The 23,858-nt window shown below is 62.0% G+C and carries 20 protein-coding genes; 12 read left to right on the forward strand and 8 right to left on the reverse strand.

Features of this window, described 5'->3' with window-relative positions; genetic code table 11:
• Positions 1–391: 391 nt before the first annotated feature.
• The 4 genes from AC1DCM_RS24545 to AC1DCM_RS24560 all read left to right on the forward strand — a co-directional run bounded on the left by AC1DCM_RS24545 (position 392) and on the right by AC1DCM_RS24560 (position 8,930).
• A complete protein-coding gene (locus AC1DCM_RS24545) occupies positions 392–2,056 on the forward strand; it encodes an alkaline phosphatase D family protein (RefSeq protein WP_442019036.1) in 1,665 nt (554 codons plus the stop codon).
• Between the two features lie 212 nt (positions 2,057–2,268).
• Positions 2,269–5,715 carry a PAS domain-containing hybrid sensor histidine kinase/response regulator gene (locus AC1DCM_RS24550; RefSeq protein ID WP_442019037.1) on the forward strand — a complete coding sequence of 1,149 codons (3,447 nt, stop codon included), beginning with the start codon at positions 2,269–2,271 and terminating at the stop codon, positions 5,713–5,715.
• A complete protein-coding gene (locus AC1DCM_RS24555) occupies positions 5,712–6,641 on the forward strand; it encodes a GGDEF domain-containing protein (protein WP_442019038.1) in 930 nt (309 codons plus the stop codon). Before AC1DCM_RS24550 ends, AC1DCM_RS24555 begins: the two co-directional genes overlap by 4 nt.
• Before the next feature lie 63 nt (positions 6,642–6,704).
• On the forward strand, positions 6,705–8,930 hold the full coding sequence (locus AC1DCM_RS24560) for a S9 family peptidase (protein WP_442019039.1): 2,226 nt from the start codon (positions 6,705–6,707) through the stop codon (positions 8,928–8,930).
• Between the two features lie 797 nt (positions 8,931–9,727).
• On the opposite strand, the gene AC1DCM_RS24565 is transcribed toward AC1DCM_RS24560, so the two are convergent.
• Together AC1DCM_RS24565 and AC1DCM_RS24570 are read right to left on the reverse strand one after the other, a co-directional pair.
• Positions 9,728–10,222: a hypothetical protein gene (locus AC1DCM_RS24565; RefSeq protein ID WP_442003535.1), complete on the reverse strand. Its 495-nt coding sequence runs from the start codon at positions 10,220–10,222 to the stop codon at positions 9,728–9,730.
• Between the two features lie 121 nt (positions 10,223–10,343).
• Positions 10,344–10,982 carry a TetR/AcrR family transcriptional regulator gene (locus AC1DCM_RS24570; protein ID WP_442019040.1) on the reverse strand — a complete coding sequence of 213 codons (639 nt, stop codon included), beginning with the start codon at positions 10,980–10,982 and terminating at the stop codon, positions 10,344–10,346.
• 51 nt (positions 10,983–11,033) lie between these two features.
• Between AC1DCM_RS24570 and AC1DCM_RS24575 the strand changes: the two genes are divergently transcribed.
• Positions 11,034–11,906, forward strand: coding sequence for a nuclear transport factor 2 family protein (locus AC1DCM_RS24575; protein WP_442019041.1), 873 nt, complete (start codon positions 11,034–11,036; stop codon positions 11,904–11,906).
• Between the two features lie 85 nt (positions 11,907–11,991).
• Here AC1DCM_RS24575 and AC1DCM_RS24580 read toward each other — a convergent pair whose 3' ends face one another.
• Both AC1DCM_RS24580 and AC1DCM_RS24585 read right to left on the reverse strand, forming a co-directional pair.
• Positions 11,992–12,795: a class I SAM-dependent methyltransferase gene (locus AC1DCM_RS24580; RefSeq protein WP_442019042.1), complete on the reverse strand. Its 804-nt coding sequence runs from the start codon at positions 12,793–12,795 to the stop codon at positions 11,992–11,994.
• A gap of 19 nt (positions 12,796–12,814) precedes the next feature.
• On the reverse strand, positions 12,815–13,198 hold the full coding sequence (locus tag AC1DCM_RS24585; RefSeq protein ID WP_442003531.1) for a DUF7793 family protein: 384 nt from the start codon (positions 13,196–13,198) through the stop codon (positions 12,815–12,817).
• A gap of 240 nt (positions 13,199–13,438) precedes the next feature.
• Here AC1DCM_RS24585 and AC1DCM_RS24590 point away from each other — a divergent pair, with 240 nt between their 5' ends.
• Positions 13,439–15,082 (forward strand): ATP-binding protein, encoded by a 1,644-nt coding sequence (locus tag AC1DCM_RS24590; protein ID WP_442003530.1) that lies wholly within the window; start codon positions 13,439–13,441, stop codon positions 15,080–15,082.
• 270 nt (positions 15,083–15,352) lie between these two features.
• Here AC1DCM_RS24590 and AC1DCM_RS24595 read toward each other — a convergent pair whose 3' ends face one another.
• Positions 15,353–15,526, reverse strand: a complete 174-nt coding sequence (locus tag AC1DCM_RS24595; RefSeq protein ID WP_442019043.1) for a hypothetical protein — start codon at positions 15,524–15,526, stop codon at positions 15,353–15,355.
• Between the two features lie 105 nt (positions 15,527–15,631).
• Here AC1DCM_RS24595 and AC1DCM_RS24600 point away from each other — a divergent pair, with 105 nt between their 5' ends.
• Positions 15,632–16,684 (forward strand): hypothetical protein, encoded by a 1,053-nt coding sequence (locus AC1DCM_RS24600; protein ID WP_442019044.1) that lies wholly within the window; start codon positions 15,632–15,634, stop codon positions 16,682–16,684.
• 2 nt (positions 16,685–16,686) lie between these two features.
• Entirely contained in the window at positions 16,687–18,243 is a 1,557-nt protein-coding gene (locus AC1DCM_RS24605) for a putative bifunctional diguanylate cyclase/phosphodiesterase (protein WP_442019045.1), read from the forward strand.
• A 53-nt stretch (positions 18,244–18,296) separates the two neighbouring features.
• Here AC1DCM_RS24605 and AC1DCM_RS24610 read toward each other — a convergent pair whose 3' ends face one another.
• The gene (locus tag AC1DCM_RS24610; protein ID WP_442019046.1) at positions 18,297–18,860 is read right to left on the reverse strand and encodes a GNAT family N-acetyltransferase; all 564 of its coding nucleotides are present in this window, start codon (positions 18,858–18,860) and stop codon (positions 18,297–18,299) included.
• A gap of 119 nt (positions 18,861–18,979) precedes the next feature.
• On the opposite strand from AC1DCM_RS24610, the gene AC1DCM_RS24615 reads away from it, so the two are divergent.
• Genes AC1DCM_RS24615 through AC1DCM_RS24625 form a run of 3 tightly spaced genes read left to right on the forward strand, consistent with a single transcriptional unit; the run spans position 18,980 to position 21,462 of the window.
• Positions 18,980–19,447 carry a hotdog fold thioesterase gene (locus AC1DCM_RS24615; RefSeq protein ID WP_224088717.1) on the forward strand — a complete coding sequence of 156 codons (468 nt, stop codon included), beginning with the start codon at positions 18,980–18,982 and terminating at the stop codon, positions 19,445–19,447.
• Positions 19,448–19,456: 9 nt separating this feature from the next.
• On the forward strand, positions 19,457–20,806 hold the full coding sequence (gene paaK / locus AC1DCM_RS24620; protein WP_442019047.1) for a phenylacetate--CoA ligase PaaK: 1,350 nt from the start codon (positions 19,457–19,459) through the stop codon (positions 20,804–20,806).
• 53 nt (positions 20,807–20,859) lie between these two features.
• Positions 20,860–21,462 (forward strand): TetR/AcrR family transcriptional regulator, encoded by a 603-nt coding sequence (locus tag AC1DCM_RS24625; protein WP_442003525.1) that lies wholly within the window; start codon positions 20,860–20,862, stop codon positions 21,460–21,462.
• 40 nt (positions 21,463–21,502) lie between these two features.
• On the opposite strand, the gene AC1DCM_RS24630 is transcribed toward AC1DCM_RS24625, so the two are convergent.
• The gene (locus AC1DCM_RS24630) at positions 21,503–22,576 is read right to left on the reverse strand and encodes an SLAC1 family transporter (protein WP_442019048.1); all 1,074 of its coding nucleotides are present in this window, start codon (positions 22,574–22,576) and stop codon (positions 21,503–21,505) included.
• A 62-nt stretch (positions 22,577–22,638) separates the two neighbouring features.
• On the opposite strand from AC1DCM_RS24630, the gene AC1DCM_RS24635 reads away from it, so the two are divergent.
• On the forward strand, positions 22,639–23,196 hold the full coding sequence (locus tag AC1DCM_RS24635; RefSeq protein WP_477520077.1) for a TetR/AcrR family transcriptional regulator: 558 nt from the start codon (positions 22,639–22,641) through the stop codon (positions 23,194–23,196).
• A 31-nt stretch (positions 23,197–23,227) separates the two neighbouring features.
• Here AC1DCM_RS24635 and AC1DCM_RS24640 read toward each other — a convergent pair whose 3' ends face one another.
• Positions 23,228–23,809 carry a mismatch-specific DNA-glycosylase gene (locus AC1DCM_RS24640; protein ID WP_442019050.1) on the reverse strand — a complete coding sequence of 194 codons (582 nt, stop codon included), beginning with the start codon at positions 23,807–23,809 and terminating at the stop codon, positions 23,228–23,230.
• Between the last annotated feature and the right edge of the window lie 49 nt (positions 23,810–23,858).

Consider the following 23,858-nt stretch of genomic DNA (forward strand, 5'->3'; position numbering starts at 1 on the left):
CGCGTTCCCCACCACGGCCAACGACACCTTCCAAGGCGCCACCAGCACCATCGCCTTCGCCTTCACCGGCACCCAGCGCACCGAAACCATCAAGTAGCACCAGGCCTTGTAACACGAGGCCTGTAACACCAGAGCAAGCATCACCACCTCAAGCACCACCACAGAGCCCCGCCGGGCCTGGTCGGGCGCCCCCCTGCCCGATCAGGCCCGCCGGCATGCCTGGCTCGTCTGCTGCTCAAATTGTGTTGGATCATTCGAACCTTGATCAGCAGCCAGTCCGCGCCGTACCGGGGCGGGAGTTGTGTGGACTTGTCTGCCAGTCGGGATGATCCAGCAGAATCCTTCACCTCAGGCTCACCCGCTGTTCACGACGCCCCGAAACAGTGGAACCATGACTGATCTCTCGCGCCGCACCCTCGTCAAAACATCTTTAACCGGCTTGGCATTGGCTGGCCTCGCAACCGGTACCGCTGCACCTGCACCCGCCGCCATCCCCCTGGTCCGCAAACGCCTCACACTCCCCACAGGAATCGCCACCGGCGATGTCACCGCGGATTCGGCAGTCCTCTGGTCACGCGCCTCGGGCCCAGGGCGACTCACCGCCCGCCTGCAAGCAGTGGACAGCGCGGGCGAAATCCTGCGGGGACGATATGGATTCAGCCGAACCATCCAGGGACCGCTCGCTACTGAAGCCAGCGACTTCACCGCCAAGATCCACGCCAAAGGACTTCCTGCGGGAACCCGCTTCGCCCTTGAACTTAACTTCGAGGACGAGAACGGACTTGGCGAGGCAGTCACGGGGACGTTCACCACAGCGCCCGGCTCATCGGTAAACAACAGTGCCGGGAACGGCGATCCTGAAGACGAGCGCGAAGGCCGCAAGCCGTCGTCGTCATCGCAGTCCTTCGTGTGGACCGGCGACACCGCCGGGCAGGGCTGGGGCATCAATGAGGAAATCGGCGGCATGCGCGGCTACAAAGCAATGCACGCAACGCGCCCGGACTTCTTCATCCACTCGGGGGACACCATCTACGCCGACGGCCCCATCGCCACCACGGTCACCGAGAAGGACGGTCACGTATGGCGGAATATCGTCACCGAAGAAGTCTCCAAGGTTGCCGAAACCCTTAAGGAATACCGGGGCCGGCACCGTTACAACTCCCTGGATGCCAACATGCGGGCCATGTTCGCCGAGGTCCCCGTGATCGCCCAATGGGATGACCACGAGACACACAACAACTGGTATCCCGGCCAGATCCTGGACGACGCCCGCTACACCGAACGCAACGTCAACGTCCTCGCCGCCCGCGGCCGGCAGGCCTGGCAGGAGAACATGCCGATCTCAGACTCCGCGGCGTTATGGCGCCCGGGAACGTTCGACGCCGGCCAGTACCAACCTGCGCGCATCTACCGGAAGATTTCGCGCGGCCCGCAGCTGGACATCTTCTGCCTGGACATGAGGACCTACAAGTCCCCCAACACCGATGGCAAAGAACCGTACGACACCAACATCCTCGGCCAGGAGCAGGTGGATTGGCTGATCAAGGAAGTACGCCAGTCAAAGGCAACGTGGAAGGTGATCGCAGCTGACCTGCCACTGGGCATCATCGTGCCCGATGGTCCGGTGAACCAAGAGAGCCTCTCCAACCGGGATAACGGTGCTCCGCTGGGACGCGAACTGGAAATCGCCGGCGTGCTGAGCGCTTTCAAGCGGGACGGCGTCAAGAACACTGTGTGGCTGACGGCGGACGTGCACTACTGCGCAGCCCATCACTACTCCCCCGAACGAGCGTCTTTCACCGATTTCGATCCCTTCTGGGAGTTCGTGGCTGGCCCCATCAACGCTGGCTCGTTCGGACCCAACGACATGGATGGAACGTTTGGGCCGGAAGTGGTGTTCGCCAAGGCTGGTCGCTTCCCGGGCGAATCTCCGCGCGATGGCGAGAACCAATATTTCGGGCACGTGGATCTTGCCGCCGACAGCACCTTCACCGTAAGCCTCCGCAACGCCAATGGGGCTGTGCTGTTCTCGAAGACCCTCATCCCTCAGCGCTGACCCATGTGAGTCGCAGCAGAGCGCGTTATGAGCTCTCAAAACGCGCACTGCTGCGACTTAGATGGGGTCTCACAGGACGATAGAGTCTCACGGGACGTCACCTTTGTGTGTTGCCGGTCACTTTAGCACACTTTCGGCGTATGCTCTCCTCAGCGCAAAGGCAAGATGCGTTGTTCGCTTTTGGTGGGGCCACTTTCGAAGGCAGGGGTTCAGTGGCAGGAGTGAAGCACGAGGTTCTTCCGGTGCGCTCGTGGGCGCGCCAGGGCATGCCGCTTTACCTGGTTGCAGTCGGATTGTGCACCGTCCTTTTGGCCGTGGGGTTCGGAAGCGGTATCGGCACACCCACAGCTCAGCTGGCAGGCGACTTTGCGATCCTTATCGCCGCCCTGACTGCGCTGATGACACACACACGCGCGGCTCTACAGGGACACGGCAATACAAAAGCCCGTTGGTTCGTGGTTGCCGGTTTGGCTCTCTGGTCCTGCGGGCAAGCACTCTGGACCTTCAACGGCATAGTGCTGGACCACGCCTACCCCTTCCCCTCGGCCTCGGACATCGGATTCGTCGGCTATGCGCTGCCGGTCGCCGTCGGGCTTGTCCTGCTTTCCAAGGGCGACAGTGTCCGCATGTCGGTTGTGCGCACTGTCCTGGATGTCGGAACGGTGGCCAGCGCGGTTCTCTTCATGGCTTGGGGTGCAGTCCTGGGGCCACTGATTCAGACAGGCAATGAGGACGCCCTGGCTTTCCTCACCACGCTGGCCTACCCTTTCGCGGACGTGGTAATGGTCTCGCTGGTGATCGTGCTGACCATGCGTGCCGCCCGTGGGCGGCGCCTTCCGTGGCTGTGCCTGGGCTTGGGCTTCCTGGTGCTCGCGTTGACTGACCTGACCTACGTCCGGCTTACCGCCGAAGGCGTCACAGGTGTGACCGGATCCCCCTTGGCACTTGGCTGGGTAGCAGCTTTCCTGCTCGTCGGGTTCAGCCCCCTGGCTCCAGAGGCCAGCAGCAGCAAAAAAGACGGACGCACATACGCTGCGGCCTTGGAACTCCTCCCCTATATTCCCGTTTTCTCCGCCGTCCTTTTCAACCGCAGCCGGGCCGTCAACCTGGGAGACCCGATCCTGCTGATCACGGGCATTTTGGTCCTGGTGTTTGTCATCGTGCGGCAGGTACTGATCGTCGTCGAGAATGTGAGCCTTACGCGGGACCTGGAGTCCAAGGTGGCTGCCCGTACAGCCGAGCTTGAGGGCTTGGGAGCGATCGTGAACTCCTCCGGTGACGCCATCATTGGCAAGACGCCTGAGGGCGAGATCCTCAGTTGGAACCCGGGGGCTGAGCGGATTTTCGGCTACACGGCAGAGCAGGCCATAGGCAAGAACAGCGACTTCTTTATCCCCGGGGAATTGCGGGAAGCAGAACACGAGGCCCTGCGGACAACTGCCGAAAGCGGTGCAGTTCAGAACTTTGAGACGCTCCGCAAGCGAGGTGACGGCGCCATCATTCCCGTTTCCGTGACGCTCTCCCCTGTACGCAACGAGTCCGGTATCTGGGGCGTGGCCACTATTTCCCGGGACATCACGGAACGGAAAGCTGCTGAAGCCGAGCTCCTGGCTGCCCGGGAAGCGGCCTTGGAATCGAGCAGGCTCAAGTCCGAGTTCCTGGCCACCATGAGCCACGAGATCAGGACTCCCCTGAACGCCGTGATCGGCCTGACGTCGCTCATGTTGGACACGCGCCTGAACGAGGTCCAACGGCAGTACGCCCAGGGAGTTAAAGGCGCCGGCGAGGTTCTGCTGACGCTGATCAATGACATCCTGGACTTCTCCAAGCTGGAAGCCGGGAAGGTGGATCTGGACATCACGGCCTTCGATCCGCGGGCGTTGGTGGAGGAGGTTGCCGGGCTGGTTGCCGAACAAGCCCAAAGCAAGGATCTTGAGCTGATCTCCTACTGCCACCCCAACGTGCCGGAACGGCTCATGGGCGACTCCGGGCGGATCCGCCAGATCCTGCTGAATCTGTCATCCAACGCAGTCAAGTTCACCCCATCCGGCGAGGTGGAGATCCAGGTCTCCGTGGTCAACCAGGATTCAAACAAAGCCTCCCTGCGGTTTGAAGTCCGCGACACGGGAATCGGCATCAGCGCCGAAGACCACCACCGGTTGTTCGAATCCTTCGCCCAGGCAGATGCCTCCACCACCCGCCGTTACGGCGGCACGGGCCTCGGCTTGGCCATCTCGCGGCGACTGACCGAAGTCATGGGCGGCGAAATCGGACTCGACAGCGAAATGGGAGTAGGCAGCAAATTCTGGTTTGTCCTGGAACTGCCTGTCGGCCCACCCGCCACGGACACCGGGCTCCTGCCCGCCTCGCTCGCGGGCCAAAAGGTCCTGGTGGTGGACGACAACGCCACCAACCGCTTGGTACTGGAGACACAGCTCGCAAGCTGGGGAATGCAGCCGGTGGCAGTCGCAGATGCGCGCACCGCCATGGACGAATACCGGCTGGCTGTTTCCGACCACCACCCTTACGACATCGCCGTCGTGGACATGTGCATGCCCGACGTCGACGGCCTGGAACTGGCCCGCCAAATCAAGGAAGAAAGCAACGGCTCGGGCGGCCCGGGGATCATTCTCCTGACCTCCACCATGCAAGTGGACAAGGCCGATCTCACGTCCGCGGGAATCCGCGAGTACCTCACCAAGCCCGTACGGAGCTCCGAGTTCTACAACCGGCTCCTGCGGCTCCTGGCCACGAAAACAATGGGCAAGCCAGCGCCCCTTGGAACGCAGCCCGAGCTGCCGCCCCGGGACCCGGAACTCCGCCTCGGCAAACTCCTGGTGGCTGAAGACAATGAGGTCAATCAGCTGGTGGCCCGCGGGATGGCGAACAGGCTCGGCTACGAAGTAGACATCGTCGACGACGGCGCGCAAGCCGTTGCTGCGACACTCACCGGAAACTACGCTGCCGTTCTTATGGACTGCCACATGCCGGTGATGGATGGTTTTGAGGCGACAAAGACGATTCGTTCCCGGGATGCCAAAACCGTGAGGATCCCCATCATTGCCATGACGGCCGGGGCCCTGAACGAGGACCGCGAGCGCTGTTTTGCCGCCGGCATGGACGATTACATCAGTAAACCTGTGGATCTGGACAAGCTCCGCGACATCTTGGCCCGGTGGGTGCCGCAGGAACGGTTGGAGCCCCAGCTGCAGGTGGCGGAAGCACCGCCGTCGACCGCTGTTGTTTTGGACGCTTCCGAGTCCGGCCACGCTGCCGAGCCCGACGACGCCGGCAGTACCGTCCTGGACGAGGACAGGCTGCAGATTCTGCGTGAACTTGGGCCGGCGGACGGTATGGGCCTGCTGCCCGAAGCCATCAGGGCCTTCCGCGAGGAAGCCCAGCGTTCCCAGGAGACGCTGCGTTCGGCCTTGGAGAGCGGGCAGGCCAACGCGGTGGAGGCCGCAGCCCACAAACTCGCGGGGGCCGCGGCCAACATCGGCGCTACAGGCGCCGCCACCTTGGCCAAGGACTTGGAACGGCTGGGCCGTGAGGCGGGCCCGGATGTTGCAGCAGATGGAACGCCCGTACTTGATCAACTGAATTCGGAACTCGCACGGGTGGATGGGGCACTCGCGCGCACACTATTGGGAGCCCCATGAAAGTATTAATCGCCGACGACGACCAGATTTCCCGGATGATCACCAAGGCCGCCGTCGAGCAATCCGGTCATGACTGCATCGTGGCAGTGGATGGCGACTCGGCCTGGGATCTTTACCAAGCCCATGCTCCCTCGGCCGTGGTGACGGACCTGATGATGCCGGGCCTGAACGGCTTGGATCTTTGCCGGGCGATCCGCGAGCGCGAGCAGGACACCTACACGTACGTGATCCTGGTGACCTCCCATGGTTCGCGAAAGGACGTCCTCGCGGGCATGGAGGCCGGCGCAGACGATTACGTCACCAAACCGCTGGACCCCTTCAACCTGCACATTCGTCTGCTTGCCGCGCAACGCATCACCTCGCTGCACGCAGACCTCGCAAAGTATCGAACGGCGCTGACAAAACAGGCCCGCACCGACCCCCTGACCAAGCTGAACAACAGGCTCAAGCTGACCGAAGACCTGGGACAACTGCACAGCAGAAGTGACCGCTACTCGCGGGATTATTGTCTGGCGATGGTGGATGTGGACAACTTCAAGAGCTACAACGATATTTACGGCCACCAGGCAGGAGACGCCGCACTGGTGGCCATCGCTTCGACCCTTGCTGGCGAGGTCCGTCAGTCCGACGGCGTGTACAGGTTCGGCGGCGAGGAGTTCCTCCTGGTCCTTCGGGAGCAGACGGCCACTGGCGCCGAAGTGGTCATGGAGCGGATTCGGGCAGCTGTTCATGCGCTTCAGATCGAGCACTCCGGGGACCCCGACGGCATACTCACCATCAGCGCGGGTGTCTCGGCATTCGCTGATGGGCACCGCGCCGGGACGGAGCAGTTGCTGCGCGAAGCGGACCTTGCTCTGTACGCGGCAAAGGCATCCGGCCGGAACCGCGTCACGTTGGCCAGCACGCTTTCGCAGGGCGTGGACTAAGCATCTGGGCGCTCTGAGCGAAATCGCTGGTTCCTTGTCAGAGGCCGTCTATAGAGTTGCCGTATGAGCCACACTTCCTCCGCGCCTGCCGCTGTCCCTGCCTACGGTTCAGCGCCGCAGCCGCCTGTTGCCAAACGTGTCCCCAGCCGCCGCGAACATCACGGCGACGTCTTTGTGGACAACTACGAGTGGCTCCGGGACAAGGAATCTGCCGAGGTAGTGGAGCACCTCAAGGCAGAGAACGCCTATCAGGAGGCTGTCACCGCGCATCAGGCACCGCTCCGGGAAGCAATCTTCCAGGAGATCAAGGGCCGCACCCAGGAAACTGATCTGTCCGTACCCAGCCGCAAGGATGGCTGGTGGTATTACAGCCGTTCAGTGGAGGGCAAGGAATACAGCATCCATTGCCGCGTGGTGGCGCGGAACACTGGTGACCCCGTAACTGACTGGACTCCGCCATCCGTTGAGCCGGGCGTGGAGATCCCGGGCGAGCAGGTGCTTTTGGACGGAAACGTGGAAGCCGAGGGCCAGCCTTTCTTCAGCATCGGTGGCGCTGCCGTGACCATCGACGGCAACCTTTACGCATACGCGGTGGATAACTCCGGCGACGAACGATTCACACTGCGGATCAAGGACCTCCGGACGGGCGAACTCCTGCCGGACGTCATCGAGAACATCTTCTATGGCGTGGCGTTCTCCCCCGACGGCACCCGTATCTTCTACACCGTGGTGGACGATTCCTGGCGTCCCTACCAGGTCAAGTCACACGTCTTGGGCACGCCGGTTGCCGAAGATGAGGTTCTTTACCAGGAGGACGACGCCGCGATGTGGTTGGGCTTCGATCTCGCCTCTGACCGCCGCCACCTTGTGCTGAGCATCGGCTGCTCCGAGTTCAGCGAGACCCGGCTGCTCCGTTTTGATGATTACGACGCCGGGCTCAGCACGGTCATTCCCCGCGAGGAACACATTCTTTATGAGGCCGAGCCCTTCCTCCTGGCTGGCAAGGAGACCCTGCTCCTGACCCACAACAAGGACGCCATCAACTCGATGGTGAGCCTGGTTGACCCGTTCGAGCTCACCAAGCCGCTGGCAGAGCAGCACTGGCGGACAGTCGTCGAGCATTCCGACGACGTCCGCGTCAACGGCGCGGGCGTCACGTCCACGCACCTCGTGCTGTCCATCCGGAAGGACACCATTGAGCGTGTTCAGGTGCTGCCACTCGCAGGCCTGGGCACCCCGGAGCAGGCCGCGCCCGTGGAGCCGGCCTTCGACGAAGAGCTCTATACGGCCGGCGTTTCCAGCTCCGACTACGAGGCCCCCGTGATCCGCATGGGCTACACCTCCTACTTCACACCGTCGCGCGTCTATGACTTCGTTCTGCCCACTCCTGAGCTGTCATCAGGCCAGCTGCTGCTGCGCAAGGAAAGTCCCGTCCTGGGCGGTTACTCCGGCGAGGATTACGTGGCCACCCGTGAGTGGGCAACCGCCGACGACGGCACCCGGATTCCGCTGTCAGTGCTGCGCCACAGTTCGGTACAGCAGGACGGCACGGCGGCTGGCTTGGTGTACGGCTATGGCTCCTATGAGATGAGCATGGACCCGGGCTTCGGCGTTGCCCGTTTGTCACTGTTGGACCGCGGGATCGTCATGGTCATTGCGCACATCCGCGGCGGTGGTGAGCTGGGCCGTCACTGGTACGACGACGGGAAGAAGTTCAGCAAGAAGAACACTTTCACGGACTTCATCGCGGCCACCGACTGGCTGGCTGGCTCCGGCTGGGTGGACCCCTCCCGGATTGCTGCCATGGGTGGTTCCGCCGGCGGCCTGCTCATGGGTGCCATCGCCAACATGGCTCCGGAAAAGTACGCGGCAGTGGTGGCTCAGGTGCCGTTTGTGGATCCATTGACCAGCATCCTGGATCCCGAGCTTCCCTTGTCGGCCTTGGAATGGGAAGAGTGGGGCAACCCCATCACCGATCCCGCGGCCTATGCCTACATGAAGTCCTACACTCCATACGAGAACGTACGGAGCGTGCCCTACCCCAAGATCGCAGCCGTGACTTCCTTCAACGACACCCGGGTTCTGTACGTGGAACCGGCCAAGTGGGTGCAGGCACTGCGTTCGGCAACCACGGGCTCCGAACCGATCGTCATGAAGATCGAGATGGACGGCGGCCACGGCGGAGCGTCCGGTCGGTACGTGCAGTGGCGCGAGAGGGCTTGGGACTACGCGTTTGTTGCCGACTCGCTGGGTGCCACGGAATTGCTTCCAGGAGCGGGGCTCAAGTAGCGGTGGAACGGGAACATGAGGCGCTGCGCTTGGCCGCGGGTCTCGTTGCCGCATCGCTTGCTCCTGGCGCTTTGAGTTTCGCTGAAAGGCTTCTCGTTCCGTTCCCTTGGCTGGGTTTCCTTCCGCATAGCCGCTTCCGGATACACACCCGATGACCAGCTTGACTGGCTGGACGAGACAGAAGCCGTCGACGATCCCCGAGCCAGCGAGTGACGCCGAGGAAGGAAGCAGTCCCTCGCCCACTGCGCCGCTCCGAACAAGAAATCATCTTTGGAACGACAAACGCCCGAAAGGGCTGGATTGACGTTCTCGCTGTGCAACGAAACATCGTCGCACAGGCTTGGGAACGGCTTACTTCCGACCGCGTGAATCGTTTGCTGCTGAGGATGGAGTAGGCGTCGAGGTAGTCACGGGCGTAGCCGCGGGAGTAGACGGCGAGCAGTTTCGATGCGACTGAATCTTTCAGTGACAGCACGGGTCCGACGTCCACGATTGCGGGTTTGTTCTCCCACCAGTCCAAACCGAGATCAATCACGACCGTCGCATCGTCCTTGGCCACCGTCAGGCTGGCGAACTCCTCGTATTGGCGGGTGATCTCCACTGAGTATCCAGCACCGACAAGTGCGTAGGTGATTTTGTCCACGGCGGCCGCGAAGGTCTCGGGAGTATGCCAGCGGTGCTGGGCGAACAGTCAATGTCCTCTGACATTCTGTCGATCACGCCGTGTTCGACAAGTGCCTGTGCACCGGCGAGGATGAACCCGTCCGTGGCAAGAACAGAGAAGGCTATTTCCGTTGCTACGCGTTGAGCGTCGTCCATCCAGGATGTTCCTTGCTTTCGCGGTGTATGGGCAGCTGGGGAAAGGCGTCATTCCATAGCTGCCGGCACCGAGCGGGCAATCGCATGGAAGGCCACAAAGCAACCAGCCTGTCGGGGTTGATGATCCGGGCCATCTCTTCAGCGGATCCTGAGTTCTGCAGTGTCAGCTGGTAGAGCGTCCTGCAGCTGGCGTCATCGCCGACGTCATAGCGACGCTCTGGGCCCCAGTCCAAGTGGATGGGCAGTACCACATCACCGGATGCTGGCCCTTTCAGGTCTTCCAGTGAATCAGGGACGAGGTAGACCAGGGAGTCGGCGATAGTGTGTCTGACCTCCGGTCCATATACGTACTCTCGCAGTCCGGCACGGACACGTTCAGCGACTGTGGTCCCTTCCCGGGCCGCTTTGGCGTGTGCCTGGTTCCATAGCTCGTCCTCAACACGGACCGAACGCCTGGGCGTGCCTGCCGACATTGTTGACCTTCTTCCAAGGGGCTTCCGTCCCATCTTACAAGGTGTCATGACACCTTGTAAGCCCATGAGCCCTCCAACGTTGTGCAGATAGCTGGCATAGTTGGCCGGGCTCAAGTAGCGGTTAGTGCCGGACGAGCATGCTGATCCACATCCCGGCGAGCCAGTCCGAGAACCGTTCGTCGCTCCATCCGCGCTGGCCCACGAACCGGGTCCAGAGTGTGCCGTCCATGGTCGCGAACAGCACGTCGCGACATTCCTCCTCTGTGACGCCAAGCTGCCCGGTGGCGCCGGCGGCCTGTGCGTAACGCGTCGCCACATCCAAACGACGGTCGGCCCATTCGTTGAGCATGGCGACGGCGTCGGGCTCGCTCGCGGCTGCTCCTGTGAGCGCCTCAAGGAGAGGGGCAATCCGCCGATTGCTCGCGCTCACGAATGCGGCGTGGCGTCGGATCCTGGCTGGCAGGTCCGGTTCGGTCAGGATGGCCTGCATTTCGGCCCTGTCATAGAGGGTCACGTCCGCCTCGTCGCCGCGGAAATCGACATACCAAACGTGCCGGAGCAGCGCGGCTTTCGTGCGGAACGTCGCGTAGACAGTTTCGACGGCGACGCCGGCCCGTTCAGCGACCTGCTTGACCGTGGTTTGCCCGTATCCCTGCGAGATAAACAGCTCGTTCGCCGCCGCGATGATGCTTCGCCGTGTTTCCGCAGCCTGCTGTTGGCGGCGGGTGGAATCGTACGACCTCTTGATTTTTGCGCCCATTGGGTACAGTATAACAGTATTCAAAACAGTCTCACTGTAATGGAGTTGGTCATGTCTACTGAGACCGATGCTTTCCTCACTGAAATAGTTCCCCAACAACAGGCCGCGGACAGTGCAATCCACGACGGCGACGCCGGCCCGCGCCTCGCGCTGTGGTCCAAGAAGGACCCGCTGACGCTCTTCGGTGCGAGCCTCAGCGGCAGCGGCCGGGCAGAGCTTGAGCCCATGTTCCACAACGTCGCCTCGTGGTTTTCGCACTCGGATTCGTTCGATCTTGAGATCATCGCGGCCGGAGTAAGCGAGGACCTCGCCTACACGGTCGGCTACGAGCACAGCATCACCACCGTTGAGGGCACTCCCCGGAAATACAGTTTGCGGGTGACCCACGTCTACCGTCGTGAAGACGGCGCCTGGCGGATAGTGCATCGTCACGCGGATTTTCCAACGGCAGAGGCCAGCGTTCCGTTGCCCCTTGGTCGGGCTGATCCAATGACGGGCGAGCGGCCGGTCATGGTTAAGGAGACCGAGGCCTTCCTCGCAGAGATCCTGCCGAAGCAGCGGGACATGACTGTGGCCCTGCACAAGGGCGACGTAACATCCCGCATCGCTTTGTGGTCGCACACTGACCCCACCACCCTGTTCGGTGCGCACATCTCCGGAGTGGGTTGGAACGATCTGGAGCCCAAGTTTCGCCAGGAAGCCCGACGGTTCGAAGGCGCCACCGGGTTCGAGTTCGAGGTTGTCGCGGCCGCTGCCAGCGGAAGCCTCGCATACATCGTTGGGTTGGAGCACAGCCACGCCGTTGTTGATGGGGTCCCGGCCGACTACACGATGCGAACAACGCACGTCTACCGCCGCGAGGACGGCGCCTGGCGGATCGTTCACCGGCACTCGGACCTTATCCCAGTTCAACGGTCCCGGTGACCACAGTGCCACTCCTGGTGTTCACGGGCGCGGAACCTGGTGCTGGCGGCGCGGACCTTAGTCCTGGCTGGCGCTGACCTTAGAGTTAGCGGGCGCGGAGCAAGGCGAAGTATCCCGGAATGAGATCCGGGTCGGACGGGTTGCTCAGCGGCCGGGTCTCGATACTCGTCGCACCCTCCTCCAAAAGGTTCCACTCCGCCGTCGGGAACGCCTTGGCGCGCTGGGCGGCGCCGAAGCGGCCCGGCATCGGCAAGCCCTTGATGGCCCACTCCAACGGGGCAGGAATGGAGTCGCGGGTGGCTCCGAGGTGGCTGACGTAATCCACGGGGGTGCCCGGAAAGTTGGTTTCGGCCAGGAAAACGCTGCCGCGGGTCCCGACGACGGGCAGCAGGTTTGCGGCCAGAGCTGCCCTTCCTTTGGAATCGAGGACGTGCAGTACGCCCCGGATGAACACGTTGGCATCGCCTGCCCAGCCCGCAGCTTCAAGGGCCGTCACGACAGTCCGCGCGGCGTCAGGTGCCGTCATATCGCACACGGCGAATGACGCCGTCGTGACGTCCGCTGACTCTTGCCGGGCGCGATCTACGGCGTTCGCGGAGTAATCGAGCCCTAGCGCGTGCGGGAAATGATCGGCCAGCAGACGGGTGAAGCTGCCGTTGCCACACCCCACGTCCACCACGGGAAGGGACTGATCCATCCGGGCGAATTTGGGCAGGTAACCCTCAAGTTCATGAGAGCTGCCCGAATCCCACAACACATCCCCGGCGGCCCCGGTGGTCCGGACGCTGCCCCAATAGCGATCCCACGCCGTAAGCGGGTCCTTGGGCGCGGCCGAGGAAAGCCTGATCAGGCGGGGAATCAGCAGATATTTCCGGAGCGCGGAGAGCATGCTCCAAATATATGTGGCGCTATTGCTCTTTCAGCCAAAGCAGGGCTTCTGTTTCTGAAGTAAAGAACCTCGTGGGGCATGGGGGTTTCATGATGCCAATGAAGAAGTTGGCGATGACCCGGTCCACGGGGGACGAACCCCAGAGGGCGATACTTGAGGCCTGGCAGGGTTTGGCGAACACTGAACGGGCGCCCCGGGTGACGTCAGCCGTGGTAGCCATATCCACGATCATCGGGTGGCGCGCTTCGCCGCAGATCTCGTTGACCCGATCCATCGCCCTTTGCGCGTCCGCCTCCTGGATCCTGGATCCGCGCGGCCACGTTAGCCGTAGGATTCCTGTGTCTTCGAGTTCCAGCTCGAACGTCACCTCTTGGTGGTCCTGCGGTGTGGCTGGCTGGTTCACAGATCTCCTTGGCATTTCCATACGGACGGCAGGAGGACCAAGCCTCCCCCTGGGCTTTCACCCTCTAGGCTGTCGAATCGGGCGCCGAATGTAAAGGCTATCTTCCCCGACGCAATGCCTTCCCCGGCGACGCAAATGAGCATCAAATGCCCCTGCAGGGCCGAAGCCCGCGGTGGCGCTGATAGTGTGTTGCCAAATCTGGAATTACGGTGGAACGAACGTTGTAACGGAGGGGGCTCAGTGGGTAAGAACGGGGCCGATGTGCAGCACGTTTCCCGCTCCGCCTTCGTGGCGGATTCAGACGCTGATCGTTTGGCCTTAACAAAGGCTGCGCTCAAGGCCGCAGGGTTCGAAGTTTTCGCCGCTGCAGACACCGCTTCCATGGCCGCGCGGCTGGAAGCCGGTATTCCCGCTGTAGTGGTGTTGGAAAACTCCCTGGCACATGGTCTTCGCAGTCCTGGTGTTCCTGTGTTGCTGCTCCTCAACGCCGGTGAATCCGTGGACCTGGAAGAAGCCCAAGCGTGGGGCGTCGTGGACTATGTGATCAACCCGGTGCGTGCCGATGAACTTGTTTACCGCGTTGAAACCTTGATCGGCAGGTCCCGGGAGCGTGCACGGTCCCGGGGAGAGGTAGAAGCCCTCAGGGAGAGCCTCCGGAACGTCTCATCCGCCATCCGGCAAACCAACGATCCCCAACTGATTGCCGACCACGTGGTGAGAGGTTTCGGCGAAGCCCTCGGCATGGACCACGTTTGGTTTGCTACCTTCCGGGACGAACGCGTTCCCTCAATCCGTGCCCAATGGAACCGCCCGGGCACGCCGATGCTTCCCGCCAGGTTGGGCGAGAGCGAGAACCTGATCGTAGAGGCAGCCAACAGGCTATGGGCCGAAGCTGACGTTCTTGCTGTGACCGATCACCGAACGCAACCGGAATCCAGGATTACCCAAGCGCTGAAGGACTGGTCCTGCGAGCTCAACCCGGTCTCGTCAGTTTTGCTGCCTGTCGGCGAAGGTGGTGCGGCCTTAGGCATCATCCTCCTCAGCACGGTGGAGGAACGGCACGATTGGACCCGGCCTGAGATCGCATTGATGCAGCACGTGGCCGGCAATGTGGCGCACGGACTCATTCAGGGCCACCTCATCAGCGCCCAGCAACGGGTACTGCACCAGCTCAGGCAGTTGGACAAGGCCAAAACTGACTTCCTGGCAACCGTCAACCATGAACTCCGGACCCCCCTGACCTCGATCACGGCCTACCTGGACATGATCAGGGATGGTTCGGGCGGCCCGGTTCCTGAGGGCATCAGCAAGATGCTGGACGTGATCGCAAGGAACTCCGACAGGCTCCGCCGGCTCATCGAGGACATGTTGACGGTGTCCATGCAGGACGGAAGCAACCTGGACCTCAAACCTGTGGACATCGCCAAGCTTCTCCAAGTAGTGGTGGCCACGCTGCGGCCTTTGGCCGAGTCACGGCACGTCGCTGTGTCCTTCACTGAGGGAACCGAGGACGTGGAGGTCACCGCCGATGAAGCCAAGCTGGAACAGGTCTTCACCAACATCGTGGCCAATGCCATCAAGTTCACCCCGGCAGGTGGACGGGTGGGCATCACGAGTTCGATGTTCGCATCGGCAGACGGTGGCCGTGCAGCACTGGTCAAAGTGGCGGACACAGGCTTGGGCATCCCCGAACACGATCTTCCCCACATCTTCACGCGGTTCTACCGTGCCTCCAACGCCACGGCAGCTGCTGTTCCCGGAAGCGGTCTGGGGCTGGCGATCGCCCAGGACATCATCAGCCGCCATATGGGACGGATGATCTTCGACTCAAAGCTGGGGTCCGGGACTACGGTGTCCGTTGAATTGCCGGTTGGTGGTCCGTAACGGCGGCTTTGGTGGCCCCCGAAGGGCCCCGTTTAGTGGTCGGTAGCGGCCACTTGACGCCCCCAAATAATCAGTTGACTGCCCCCTCCTTGGCACTTGACGCCCTCATGGCGTCCTGTCCCCGTCCATGACACGCTGGTCAATGGCTGCCCTGAAAGCTGACCCGCAAAGTCACTAATCTGCGACACAATCCGCAACAAAACTGATGCCCCGAGCAAAAGCCCAGGGCATCAGTTTGAGTCATCTGGCCTTGAGAGGCGCTCCCCCAATTTAGTTCGGCCACCAACCTATGGTGGTGGTATTCGTTTTGGTGGTTGTGCTGTTCGGCCACCAGCCGATTGCCGTACTGTTGGTATCCTGCGAAGGCTCGGCGTTAGCCGGAGCAGCCAGCCCCGTTACTGCCAGAACTGCTGCCATGAGCAGTGTTGCCGCAAATTTCTTCATCCGCTGTGCCCTTTCATACTGATGCGAATTACCGGTGTGACTTGAAAAAGGTCACGAGGCAAACTATACGAGCTTTTCTTCGCTATGGACATGGATAATGGGCACATGCAGAGTCCACAATTAACGCCTCATCTTGTAGCCGGACTCAATGCGCGCGCCAAATGGAAAGAACGTCACTTTGACGAGGCCTTTCGGTTAGCCGGTGAAGCTGCACATCTTGCCATTGATGCCGGCGATGAACTGTCTTGGTGGAACATGCGTTACTTGCAGGCGGAATGCCTCCGGGACCAAGGCCGGATCGAGGAATATCTGGCATTGGCACGGGAACTGAATGATCACGAACTCACGGCCTCCTCGCCTGAGCTTGGCGCCAAAGCCGGGACCATGGTTGCCGTTGCCCTCCAGGGTCTGGGGCGTCTGGCCGAGGCCGCCGCCATGGCTGCGGATGCCGCCAAACTGGCTGCCCGGGACGCGGACTTGGTGTATGTGCAGATCCTGGCGCAGCGTGCGCTCATTGCCTCCCTTGCCGAAAGCCGGCTGCTGGACGATGCCTGGCGTGAATGCTTGGAGCTGGAATCCCTGCTTACCGAAGACATCGACGAAGACACAGCGGGCAAGGGCTATTGGGTGATCGGGAACGTTGCCTTCCTGGCAAACCGGGTTGAAGATGGCAGCCGGTACCACGATCTTGCTTCCGAACGGCTGTCCCCATCCAAGGACGTGGACTTGTGGGCACGCTTCAATCGCGCCTCGGCGGAAATGCGGCTTCAGGCCCGGCTGAGTGATGCCGCTACCCTGCGATGCATCGAGAGGGCCGAGCTCGCCACAGACATCGTGGGCGGTTCCGAGCGGGACCATTTGGAAATGTCCCTGGTCCGCGCCCACTGGAACTATCTCAACGGCGATATGCAGGAAGCCCTCACCATCCTTGAGCCCTTGTGTGCCCGGTCTTCCATCCTCGCCACCCAAACCTCTGCAGAGTCGCACTTCCTCTTGGCCAGGACTTTGCTCGCACTGGGCCGGCGGGAAGAAGCCGTCGCGACTTTCAGCGAAACCGCAAACCTTTTCGATCAGGCCGCCCTCCCTGATCGCAGCTCGGCCGTTCGTGCGTACCTCCGGGATATGGTTGATCAGCGAGGCGAACCGCACGGGGAGTGACCATGTCCGAGGAAAACTCGAATGCCGCACCAGATCCACGTCTGGGATTGCTGCTGGACGGCATCGTCAGGCTTGCCGCGGGAGACCTGAACACCAGGATTGAAATCTCCGATGCCCGCGACGAGATCGACGCCGTGATCATGGGCACCAACCTCCTTGCCGAGGACCTCCAGATTATCTATGAAGAGCTGGAGCAGCGCGTGGCAGACCGCACACGGCAGCTGCACGAGGCCCACCGCGAAATGCAGCACATGGCCATGACGGATCCCCTCACAGGCCTTCACAACCGCTCTGCCTTCTCCACCGCGCTCGCGGAATCCCAGGCCAGGGGCCCCAATGGCAATCAACGGCCGGCCATCCTGCTGATGGACATGAACGGCTTCAAGGGCGTCAATGACTCCCTGGGCCACACCATCGGAGACAAAGTGCTGGAAACGGTGGCAGCCCGCATCAGTGCTGCCGTCCGCGAGGAGGACATGGTTGCCCGCATGGGCGGCGACGAATTCGCAATCCTGCTGCAGGAAGTTACCCCGGCGAAGGCGGCGTCCATCGGTAATCGGATCCTGGCTGCATTGGACGGGACCATGGAGATCGACGGCCAACACGTACGGTGCGGCGCCAGCATGGGCCTTCGGATGGCAGATCCCGGCAAGAGTGCCGAGGAACTGATGATGGAAGCGGACATCGCCATGTACGAATCCAAGGCTGATGGTCGCGGCAAATTGAAGGTCTTTGATACCGACATGCTCCTTGCCCGGCAGTTGCGCAACCAACTCGTGGGTGAGCTCAAAGAAGCGATCGCCGGTTCGCAGCTGGTGCTCTACTACCAGCCCATCATTCGCTTGGACACCCGCGGAATTGAAGGCGTCGAGGCCCTGGTCCGTTGGAAACACCCCACCCGCGGCATGATCATGCCGGATGAGTTCATTCCCATTGCCGAGGAAACGGGAATGATCTCCGATCTGGGCGGGTGGGTGCTGCGCACCGCCGTCGAGCAATTGCAGCGATGGCGCAGCGACCCCCTCACGGGGCGCCACGACTTCAACATGCGCATCAACGTGTCCGCCGCTGACCTCCAGCGTTTGGAGTTCGTGGAGGACGTACGCGAAGCCCTGACTTCGGCCGGGCTGGACCCGTCGCTGCTGGTTCTGGAGCTGACCGAAAGCGCCGTCATTCAAGGGAACGACCTTGACCGGTACACGCTGAACAGTCTTCGGCGGCTGGGTGTCGAGATGGAGATCGACGATTTCGGCACCGGATACTCCTCCATCGATTACCTCCGCCGCTTGCCCGTGCACGCCGTCAAGGTGGACAGAACGCTCCTCACGGCCCTCGGCAGCGATCCCGCACAGCCCGCCCTCCTCGCGGCAGTCCTGCAGCTCATACGTGCGTGCGGCCTCGGTGCTGTGTGGGAGGGAATCGAAACAGCGGAGCAGGCAGACTTCCTGCTCAGCATTGGGTGCACCAGCGGGCAGGGCTACTACTTCAGCCGGCCACTGCCGGAGGCACAACTGACCGAACAGCTGAGGCACCACAAGACCTGGCCGATCCAGGATTAAACGCGCGACGGCGGTGGGCTGGCTTTGGCGTGCACCACGAGTTGGCCGGGACGTCAAGATCCCGCTTGGCGCGCCCGCCATTCGGAGTCGAGGATCGCATAAATGTTCTCGGTGGCCCACTGGCCTTTGTAGTGCCAGTTGTCCACCAGGGTAGCCTCCAAGCGCATGCCTAGGCGTTTGCATATACCGGCGGAGCCAGTGTTGAGCGCATCGAGTTTCGCGTCTATGCGGTGGAAGTTCAACTGGCCGAATGCCAATTTCATGACAGCCTCAGCCGCCTCCGTCGCTATTCCCTGGCCCCTGCCCTCGGGGTGGAGGATCCAGCCAAGCTCAGCCTGGCCTGTTCCCTCCAGCCATTTCAGGACGATCTCACCCATAAGTCCCGGACGGTCCTGGCGTTCAATGGCGAGGCAGGCCCAGTCGCCTTCATGCTTGAAGTGTGCATTCGCATAGCGGCCCAGAACCTCCATGGACTGCGTCTTGGTCAGTTCATTGCGGAACAGATATCGGGCGGTCTCCGGCAGCGACTGATAAGCGTGGAACCGGTCCAGGTCCTCGGCCTCGAAACGCCGCAGTATGAGTCGTTCGGTCATGATCGGAAGCTCAATTTCGGGCATGTCTTCGAGGCTACTAGGCGCGTCCAAATCCTCGCCCAAGCTTTGTCCAGTCTTGACAGTTGGCCCGATCTGGGATTACCTAATGAACATTCGGTAAATAAAGCTGGAGGCAATGACGCATGGTTGAAACAACCCTCTCCGGTGCAACGCACCACATCCTGACGAACGACTACGCGTCTGAATGGATGGGCATTGAGGTCCTTAAGATCGACGACGGCCATGCCACCATCCGCATGCACCTCCGCCAGGAAATGCTCAATGGATTCGGAATGGCCCATGGCGGAATGATCTTCGCCTTCGCGGACACCGCCTTCGCACTGGCCTGCAACCCGGCCAACCCCACGCCAAAGCAAGCTGCCAACATCACGGTGGCGTCCGGCGTCGACATCAACTTCATCAAGCCGGCGTTCGAAGGCCAGGTGATTACCGCCGTCGCAAACCGTCGCGCGAGTACCGGCCGCAGCGGCCTCTACGACATCCAGATCTACGCGGCTTCACCAGGCGCCGCGGGCGCCACCCCCGATCCAGATCCCGGAGAACTCATTGCAGAGTTCCGGGGCCGCAGCCGCACCATCTCCAAGAAGTAGGAACTCCAGATGACCCAGAACACCGTCGCCGCGCCCGCGTCGTCCACCTCCGAGGCAACCGCGCCCGTCCTGGACCGCGAAGAAACGATGTCCCGCGACGAGCTTGAAGCACTCCAGCTCAACCGTCTGCAGCACACCGTGGCTTATGCCTACGATCGCGTGCCGCTGTACAAGCGCAAGTTCGATGAAGCAGGCGTGCACCCGACCGACCTCCGCGAGTTGAGCGACCTCGGCAAGTTCCCGTACACCACCAAGGAAGACCTCCGGCTGGAGTATCCGTTTGGCATGTTCGCGGTCCCGCAGCACGAGGTTGCCCGCATCCACGCGAGCTCCGGCACCACCGGCCGCCCCACCGTGGTGGGCTACACCAAGAACGACCTCGCCAACTGGGCAACCCTGGTGGCCCGTTGCCTGCGCGCCTCCGGCGTCCGTCCTGGAATGAAGGTCCACAACGCCTATGGTTATGGTCTCTTTACCGGCGGCCTCGGCGCCCATGCCGGCGCCGAAGCGCTGGGCTGCACGGTCATCCCGATGTCCGGCGGCCAGACCGAACGCCAGATCCAGCTCATCCAGGACTTCAAGCCGGACGCCATCCTGGCCACGCCCACGTACCTGCTGACGATCGCCGACGCCATGGCCCACCAGGGCATCGACCCCACGTCCACCTCGCTGAAGTACGCCGTGCTTGGCGCCGAGCCGTGGACCGAAGAGATGCGCCACGAACTCGAAACCACCATGAACATCAAGGCCTGCGACATCTACGGGCTCTCCGAAGTCATGGGCCCGGGCGTCGCTGGCGAAGCTGTTGAAACGCAAGACGGCTGCCACATCTGGGAAGACCATTTCCGGCCCGAAATCATCGATCCCTTTGATCACTCGACAGTCCTCGGCGACGGTGAACCGGGTGAATTGGTCTTCACGTCGCTGACCAAGGAAGCACTGCCGATCATCCGCTACCGCACCAAGGACCTGACCCGCCTGCTCCCTGGAACCGCTCGCCCGGCACACCGCCGGATGGGCCGCATCACCGGCCGAAGCGACGACATGATCATCCTGCGCGGCGTCAACCTCTTCCCCTCCCAGATCGAGGAAATCGCCCTGCGCATCCCCGAACTCAGCCCGCACTTCCAGCTCGAAATCACCCGCCCCGAGGGCAAGCGCATGGATTCGCTGACCGTGAAAATCGARCGGCGGGAAAACGTCCCCGCAGAGTCAAGCACGACGGCGGCCCGTACTTTGCGCGAGCAGATCAAGATTCACGTGGGGTCTTCTTGCGTAGTTGACGTTGTGGAGCCCGGTTCCCTCGAGCGTTCCAACGGGAAGCTCCGCCGGATCTACGACATGCGGCCGAAGGGCTGACATGCGGCGTCGCTGAACGGCAGCCCGTCTAGAGATCGTGAGAAAATGCCACCATGCCTACTGAGACAACCACCAAGCGCGGACGGCCCGGTTACGACCAGCAGTCGGTGCTCCGCATCGCCGTCGACGTCTTCAACCGCCACGGGTACGATGCTACGTCCATGGGCATCCTGGCCGAGAACCTCGGGATCTCCAAGTCAGCCATCTACCACCACGTGCCGTCCAAGGGCGATCTGCTGAAGCTCGCCCTGGACCACGCCCTCGGCGGCTTGGAGGCCATCCTGGACGAGCCTGCCGCCACCTCCGGGGCGGCAGATGCTCGGCTGGAGTTCGTGCTTCGGCAAACCATTGCGGTGCTGGTGGACAGGCTGCCATTCGTCACATTGCTGTTGCGCCTGCGCGGAAATACCGAGATCGAACGCGACGCGCTGGAACGTCGCCGCGCCTTCGACCACAAGGTTGCCGCGCTCATCGCCGCTGCCCGGCAGGACGGCTCCCTGCGCCAGGACATCGATCCCCGCACGGTCACACGGCTCCTGTTCGGCACCATCAACTCGATCGTGGAGTGGTACAAGCCAGGCGGCTCCCTCTCCCCCGAGAAACTTGCCGACGACGTCATCACCATGGCCTTCGACGGCCTCCACACCGCCGCCTGACCCTCTCTCACTTCCTGACCGGTTTCCCCTGGATGCTCTCTCACATCCGGACCGGTTTCCCCGTTTCCTCTCTCGCCCTTTGTCGCCGGGCCGTGGCGGCGAGGCGGAAAAACACTGCGATTGATTTCGCCGCGACCAGCACAACGGCAGTCGTCACGATCGCGAGCACTCCAATCGTCATAGCCTCCCAGGCAGCCGGTCTGCCCAAGTGCAACCACGTGATGGCAAGTGCGGCAACACTTGCCAAGGGGAACGTGAACGACCAGAAGCCCAGCGAGAACGGCAAGGCCCGATAGCGCCGCAATAGTGTGAGCTGGATCAAAACCATTAACACCGTTATGGCCGTCAACCCCTCGAACATATAGTCTGGTCGACCCCCCGAAATGGCAAGCCACGCGGCCGCCGCAACCGCCGGCGGAGCGATCATGATTGCCAAGGTCGGAGTAAGCGAGTCCGGCATCGTAGGCCGAAGCGCGAGTCGCAGGAAGAAAAACACAGAGATCACGAGCCAGAAGAAGAGGCCGACGGCGAAACTTCCGACGGCGAGCCAGTCAAGTCCCGTCTGTCTTGCGGTGAGCGCACCCACAAAACCTGCCGCGCTGGTGGGGAGGAAGTAGCCGCCATGTACGGATTCAAGTGGCAACTCGCCGCGCATCCAGAAGTTCAAAATCCATGCGGCGAACGCGGCTGCAACGGCAATGGAAACACCGGTCACAATGGTTCCGGCTAAAGGAATGGTGCGGTGCAGCCCCGCCCCAATCAACATGGCTGCAATCGGAAGCAAGGCGGCGAGCGGGCCCTGCGCGAAGTGCTTGAGCTGATCAGAGAGCGACTGTTCCGTGCGCCTCCCGCGATGGACGTGCACCGCGATGGTCCAAAGCCAGGCAATGGCGGCGATCACCCAGAATGCTTGCGCAAGTTCGATCGGGGCTTGGAAGGACGAGGTCGCCGCCGACCAAACCTGTGCGAGGCCAGCCAAACCAAGCGGTATAGCGAGCGTATTCAGGGGGACGCGGGTACGAGGGGAAGGCGCTGAGGCGGTCTTCTCCAAGGGCGGATGTATAGACAATGGGTTCCCGTTTCTAACAACGTAGAGGGTCGGACAAGTGCTCAACAGCGGTTTTTGACCTAGAAGTACAATATCATGGGCGCTACGCTGTTCCCATGGGTAGACCGATGCAATTTGAGGCTGGTGAGGCTGTCAACAGAGCGATGGACTTGTTCTGGCGCCAAGGGTATGCCGGCACAACGCCGCAGGAGTTGGCCACCGAGCTGGGAATCGGCAAGGGCAGCCTGTACAACACGTTTGAGAGCAAACATGCCTTGTTTCTGCGTGCCCTTCGGCGCTACAGCGAGGCCAGAGTCGAGTACCTAACGGGCATGTTTGTAGCTCCCGGACCAATCCGACCGCGTCTCAAACAGGCACTCATGGCACTGGCCGGCGTGGGCGAGCATCAACGCGGTTGTGTCATGGTCAATGCTGCGGCGGAGCTCGGCGCAGCCGACGCCGAGGTGAATCAGATTGCGAACGAGATGTTCTCTCAGATCGAAGCTGTGTTCAGGCAGGCAATCGTGCAAGGACAAGCGTCTGGAGAATTCCGCACCGGTCAGGTCCCCGAAACTGTCGCCAGCCAACTCGTTGCTTCCGTCATCGGGCTAAGCGTCTTGGTCAAAACAGGCGGGCCCGCCGAGAGGTTCAGCAACATTATCGACGGACTCATTGACGGACTGTGACGACTACCGGAAGGTTTCCGACTGGCGTTTGCTATGCCGGATCTGCAAGGGGTTCGATGCCAGCCGCAACAGCGACTTCACGGTAGGCGTCGGCGAGATCAGCAAGGCTCGCGTGCCTGTTCAAGCCACTTGGATTCGGGAGCACCCAAACCGGGGCACCTCCAAGCGAATCGGGCTGTCGTCCCCAGGGCGCCCGCGGCCGGGCGAAAGCAGTCCGGTAGGCGCTGATTCCCAAAACCGCCACCATTGCTGGGGCGATAAGTTCAACTCGCGCAGATAGTGCCTTGGCTCCGGCAAGGAGTTGCTCGGGCGTGAGTTCATCCGCGCGCGCCGAAGCTCCCGCAACTATGGACGTGATTCCAACGCCCCGGTCCAGCAGATGGTTGAGGTCTTCGCGACGGAAACCTGCCGAGGCATCTATCCGGCGATCGACGATGCCGGCACGGAATAGCGCTGGATAGAATCGATTGCTGCCGCCACCGAAATGCGCCTGTACTGCAACAGCACGCAGGCCAGGATTGATGCCGACGAACAGGAGCCTCGTCTGGTCCGAAACCAAATCGGGCAGGGTTCGGCCCCGAAACGCATCAAGCGCAGACCTGCTAAATCCCATCGTTCAACCTTAGGACATGATTCGTAGGATCCTTCCGGAGCCGCCCAGC

Source organism: Paenarthrobacter sp. 10N417, assembly GCF_056394745.1.

Coding starts and splice junctions, on each gene's coding strand:
- AC1DCM_RS24615 (WP_224088717.1), top strand. CDS start 18,980: ATGGTTGAAACAACCCTCTCCGGTGCAACGCACCACATCCTGACGAAC.
- AC1DCM_RS24600 (WP_442019044.1), top strand. CDS start 15,632: ATGCAGAGTCCACAATTAACGCCTCATCTTGTAGCCGGACTCAATGCG.
- AC1DCM_RS24640 (WP_442019050.1), bottom strand. CDS start 23,809: ATGGGATTTAGCAGGTCTGCGCTTGATGCGTTTCGGGGCCGAACCCTG.
- AC1DCM_RS24575 (WP_442019041.1), top strand. CDS start 11,034: ATGTCTACTGAGACCGATGCTTTCCTCACTGAAATAGTTCCCCAACAA.
- AC1DCM_RS24555 (WP_442019038.1), top strand. CDS start 5,712: ATGAAAGTATTAATCGCCGACGACGACCAGATTTCCCGGATGATCACC.
- AC1DCM_RS24545 (WP_442019036.1), top strand. CDS start 392: ATGACTGATCTCTCGCGCCGCACCCTCGTCAAAACATCTTTAACCGGC.
- AC1DCM_RS24605 (WP_442019045.1), top strand. CDS start 16,687: ATGTCCGAGGAAAACTCGAATGCCGCACCAGATCCACGTCTGGGATTG.
- AC1DCM_RS24595 (WP_442019043.1), bottom strand. CDS start 15,526: ATGAAGAAATTTGCGGCAACACTGCTCATGGCAGCAGTTCTGGCAGTA.
- AC1DCM_RS24580 (WP_442019042.1), bottom strand. CDS start 12,795: ATGCTCTCCGCGCTCCGGAAATATCTGCTGATTCCCCGCCTGATCAGG.
- AC1DCM_RS24635 (WP_477520077.1), top strand. CDS start 22,639: ATGCAATTTGAGGCTGGTGAGGCTGTCAACAGAGCGATGGACTTGTTC.
- AC1DCM_RS24625 (WP_442003525.1), top strand. CDS start 20,860: ATGCCTACTGAGACAACCACCAAGCGCGGACGGCCCGGTTACGACCAG.
- AC1DCM_RS24570 (WP_442019040.1), bottom strand. CDS start 10,982: ATGGGCGCAAAAATCAAGAGGTCGTACGATTCCACCCGCCGCCAACAG.
- AC1DCM_RS24560 (WP_442019039.1), top strand. CDS start 6,705: ATGAGCCACACTTCCTCCGCGCCTGCCGCTGTCCCTGCCTACGGTTCA.
- AC1DCM_RS24565 (WP_442003535.1), bottom strand. CDS start 10,222: ATGTCGGCAGGCACGCCCAGGCGTTCGGTCCGTGTTGAGGACGAGCTA.
- AC1DCM_RS24610 (WP_442019046.1), bottom strand. CDS start 18,860: ATGCCCGAAATTGAGCTTCCGATCATGACCGAACGACTCATACTGCGG.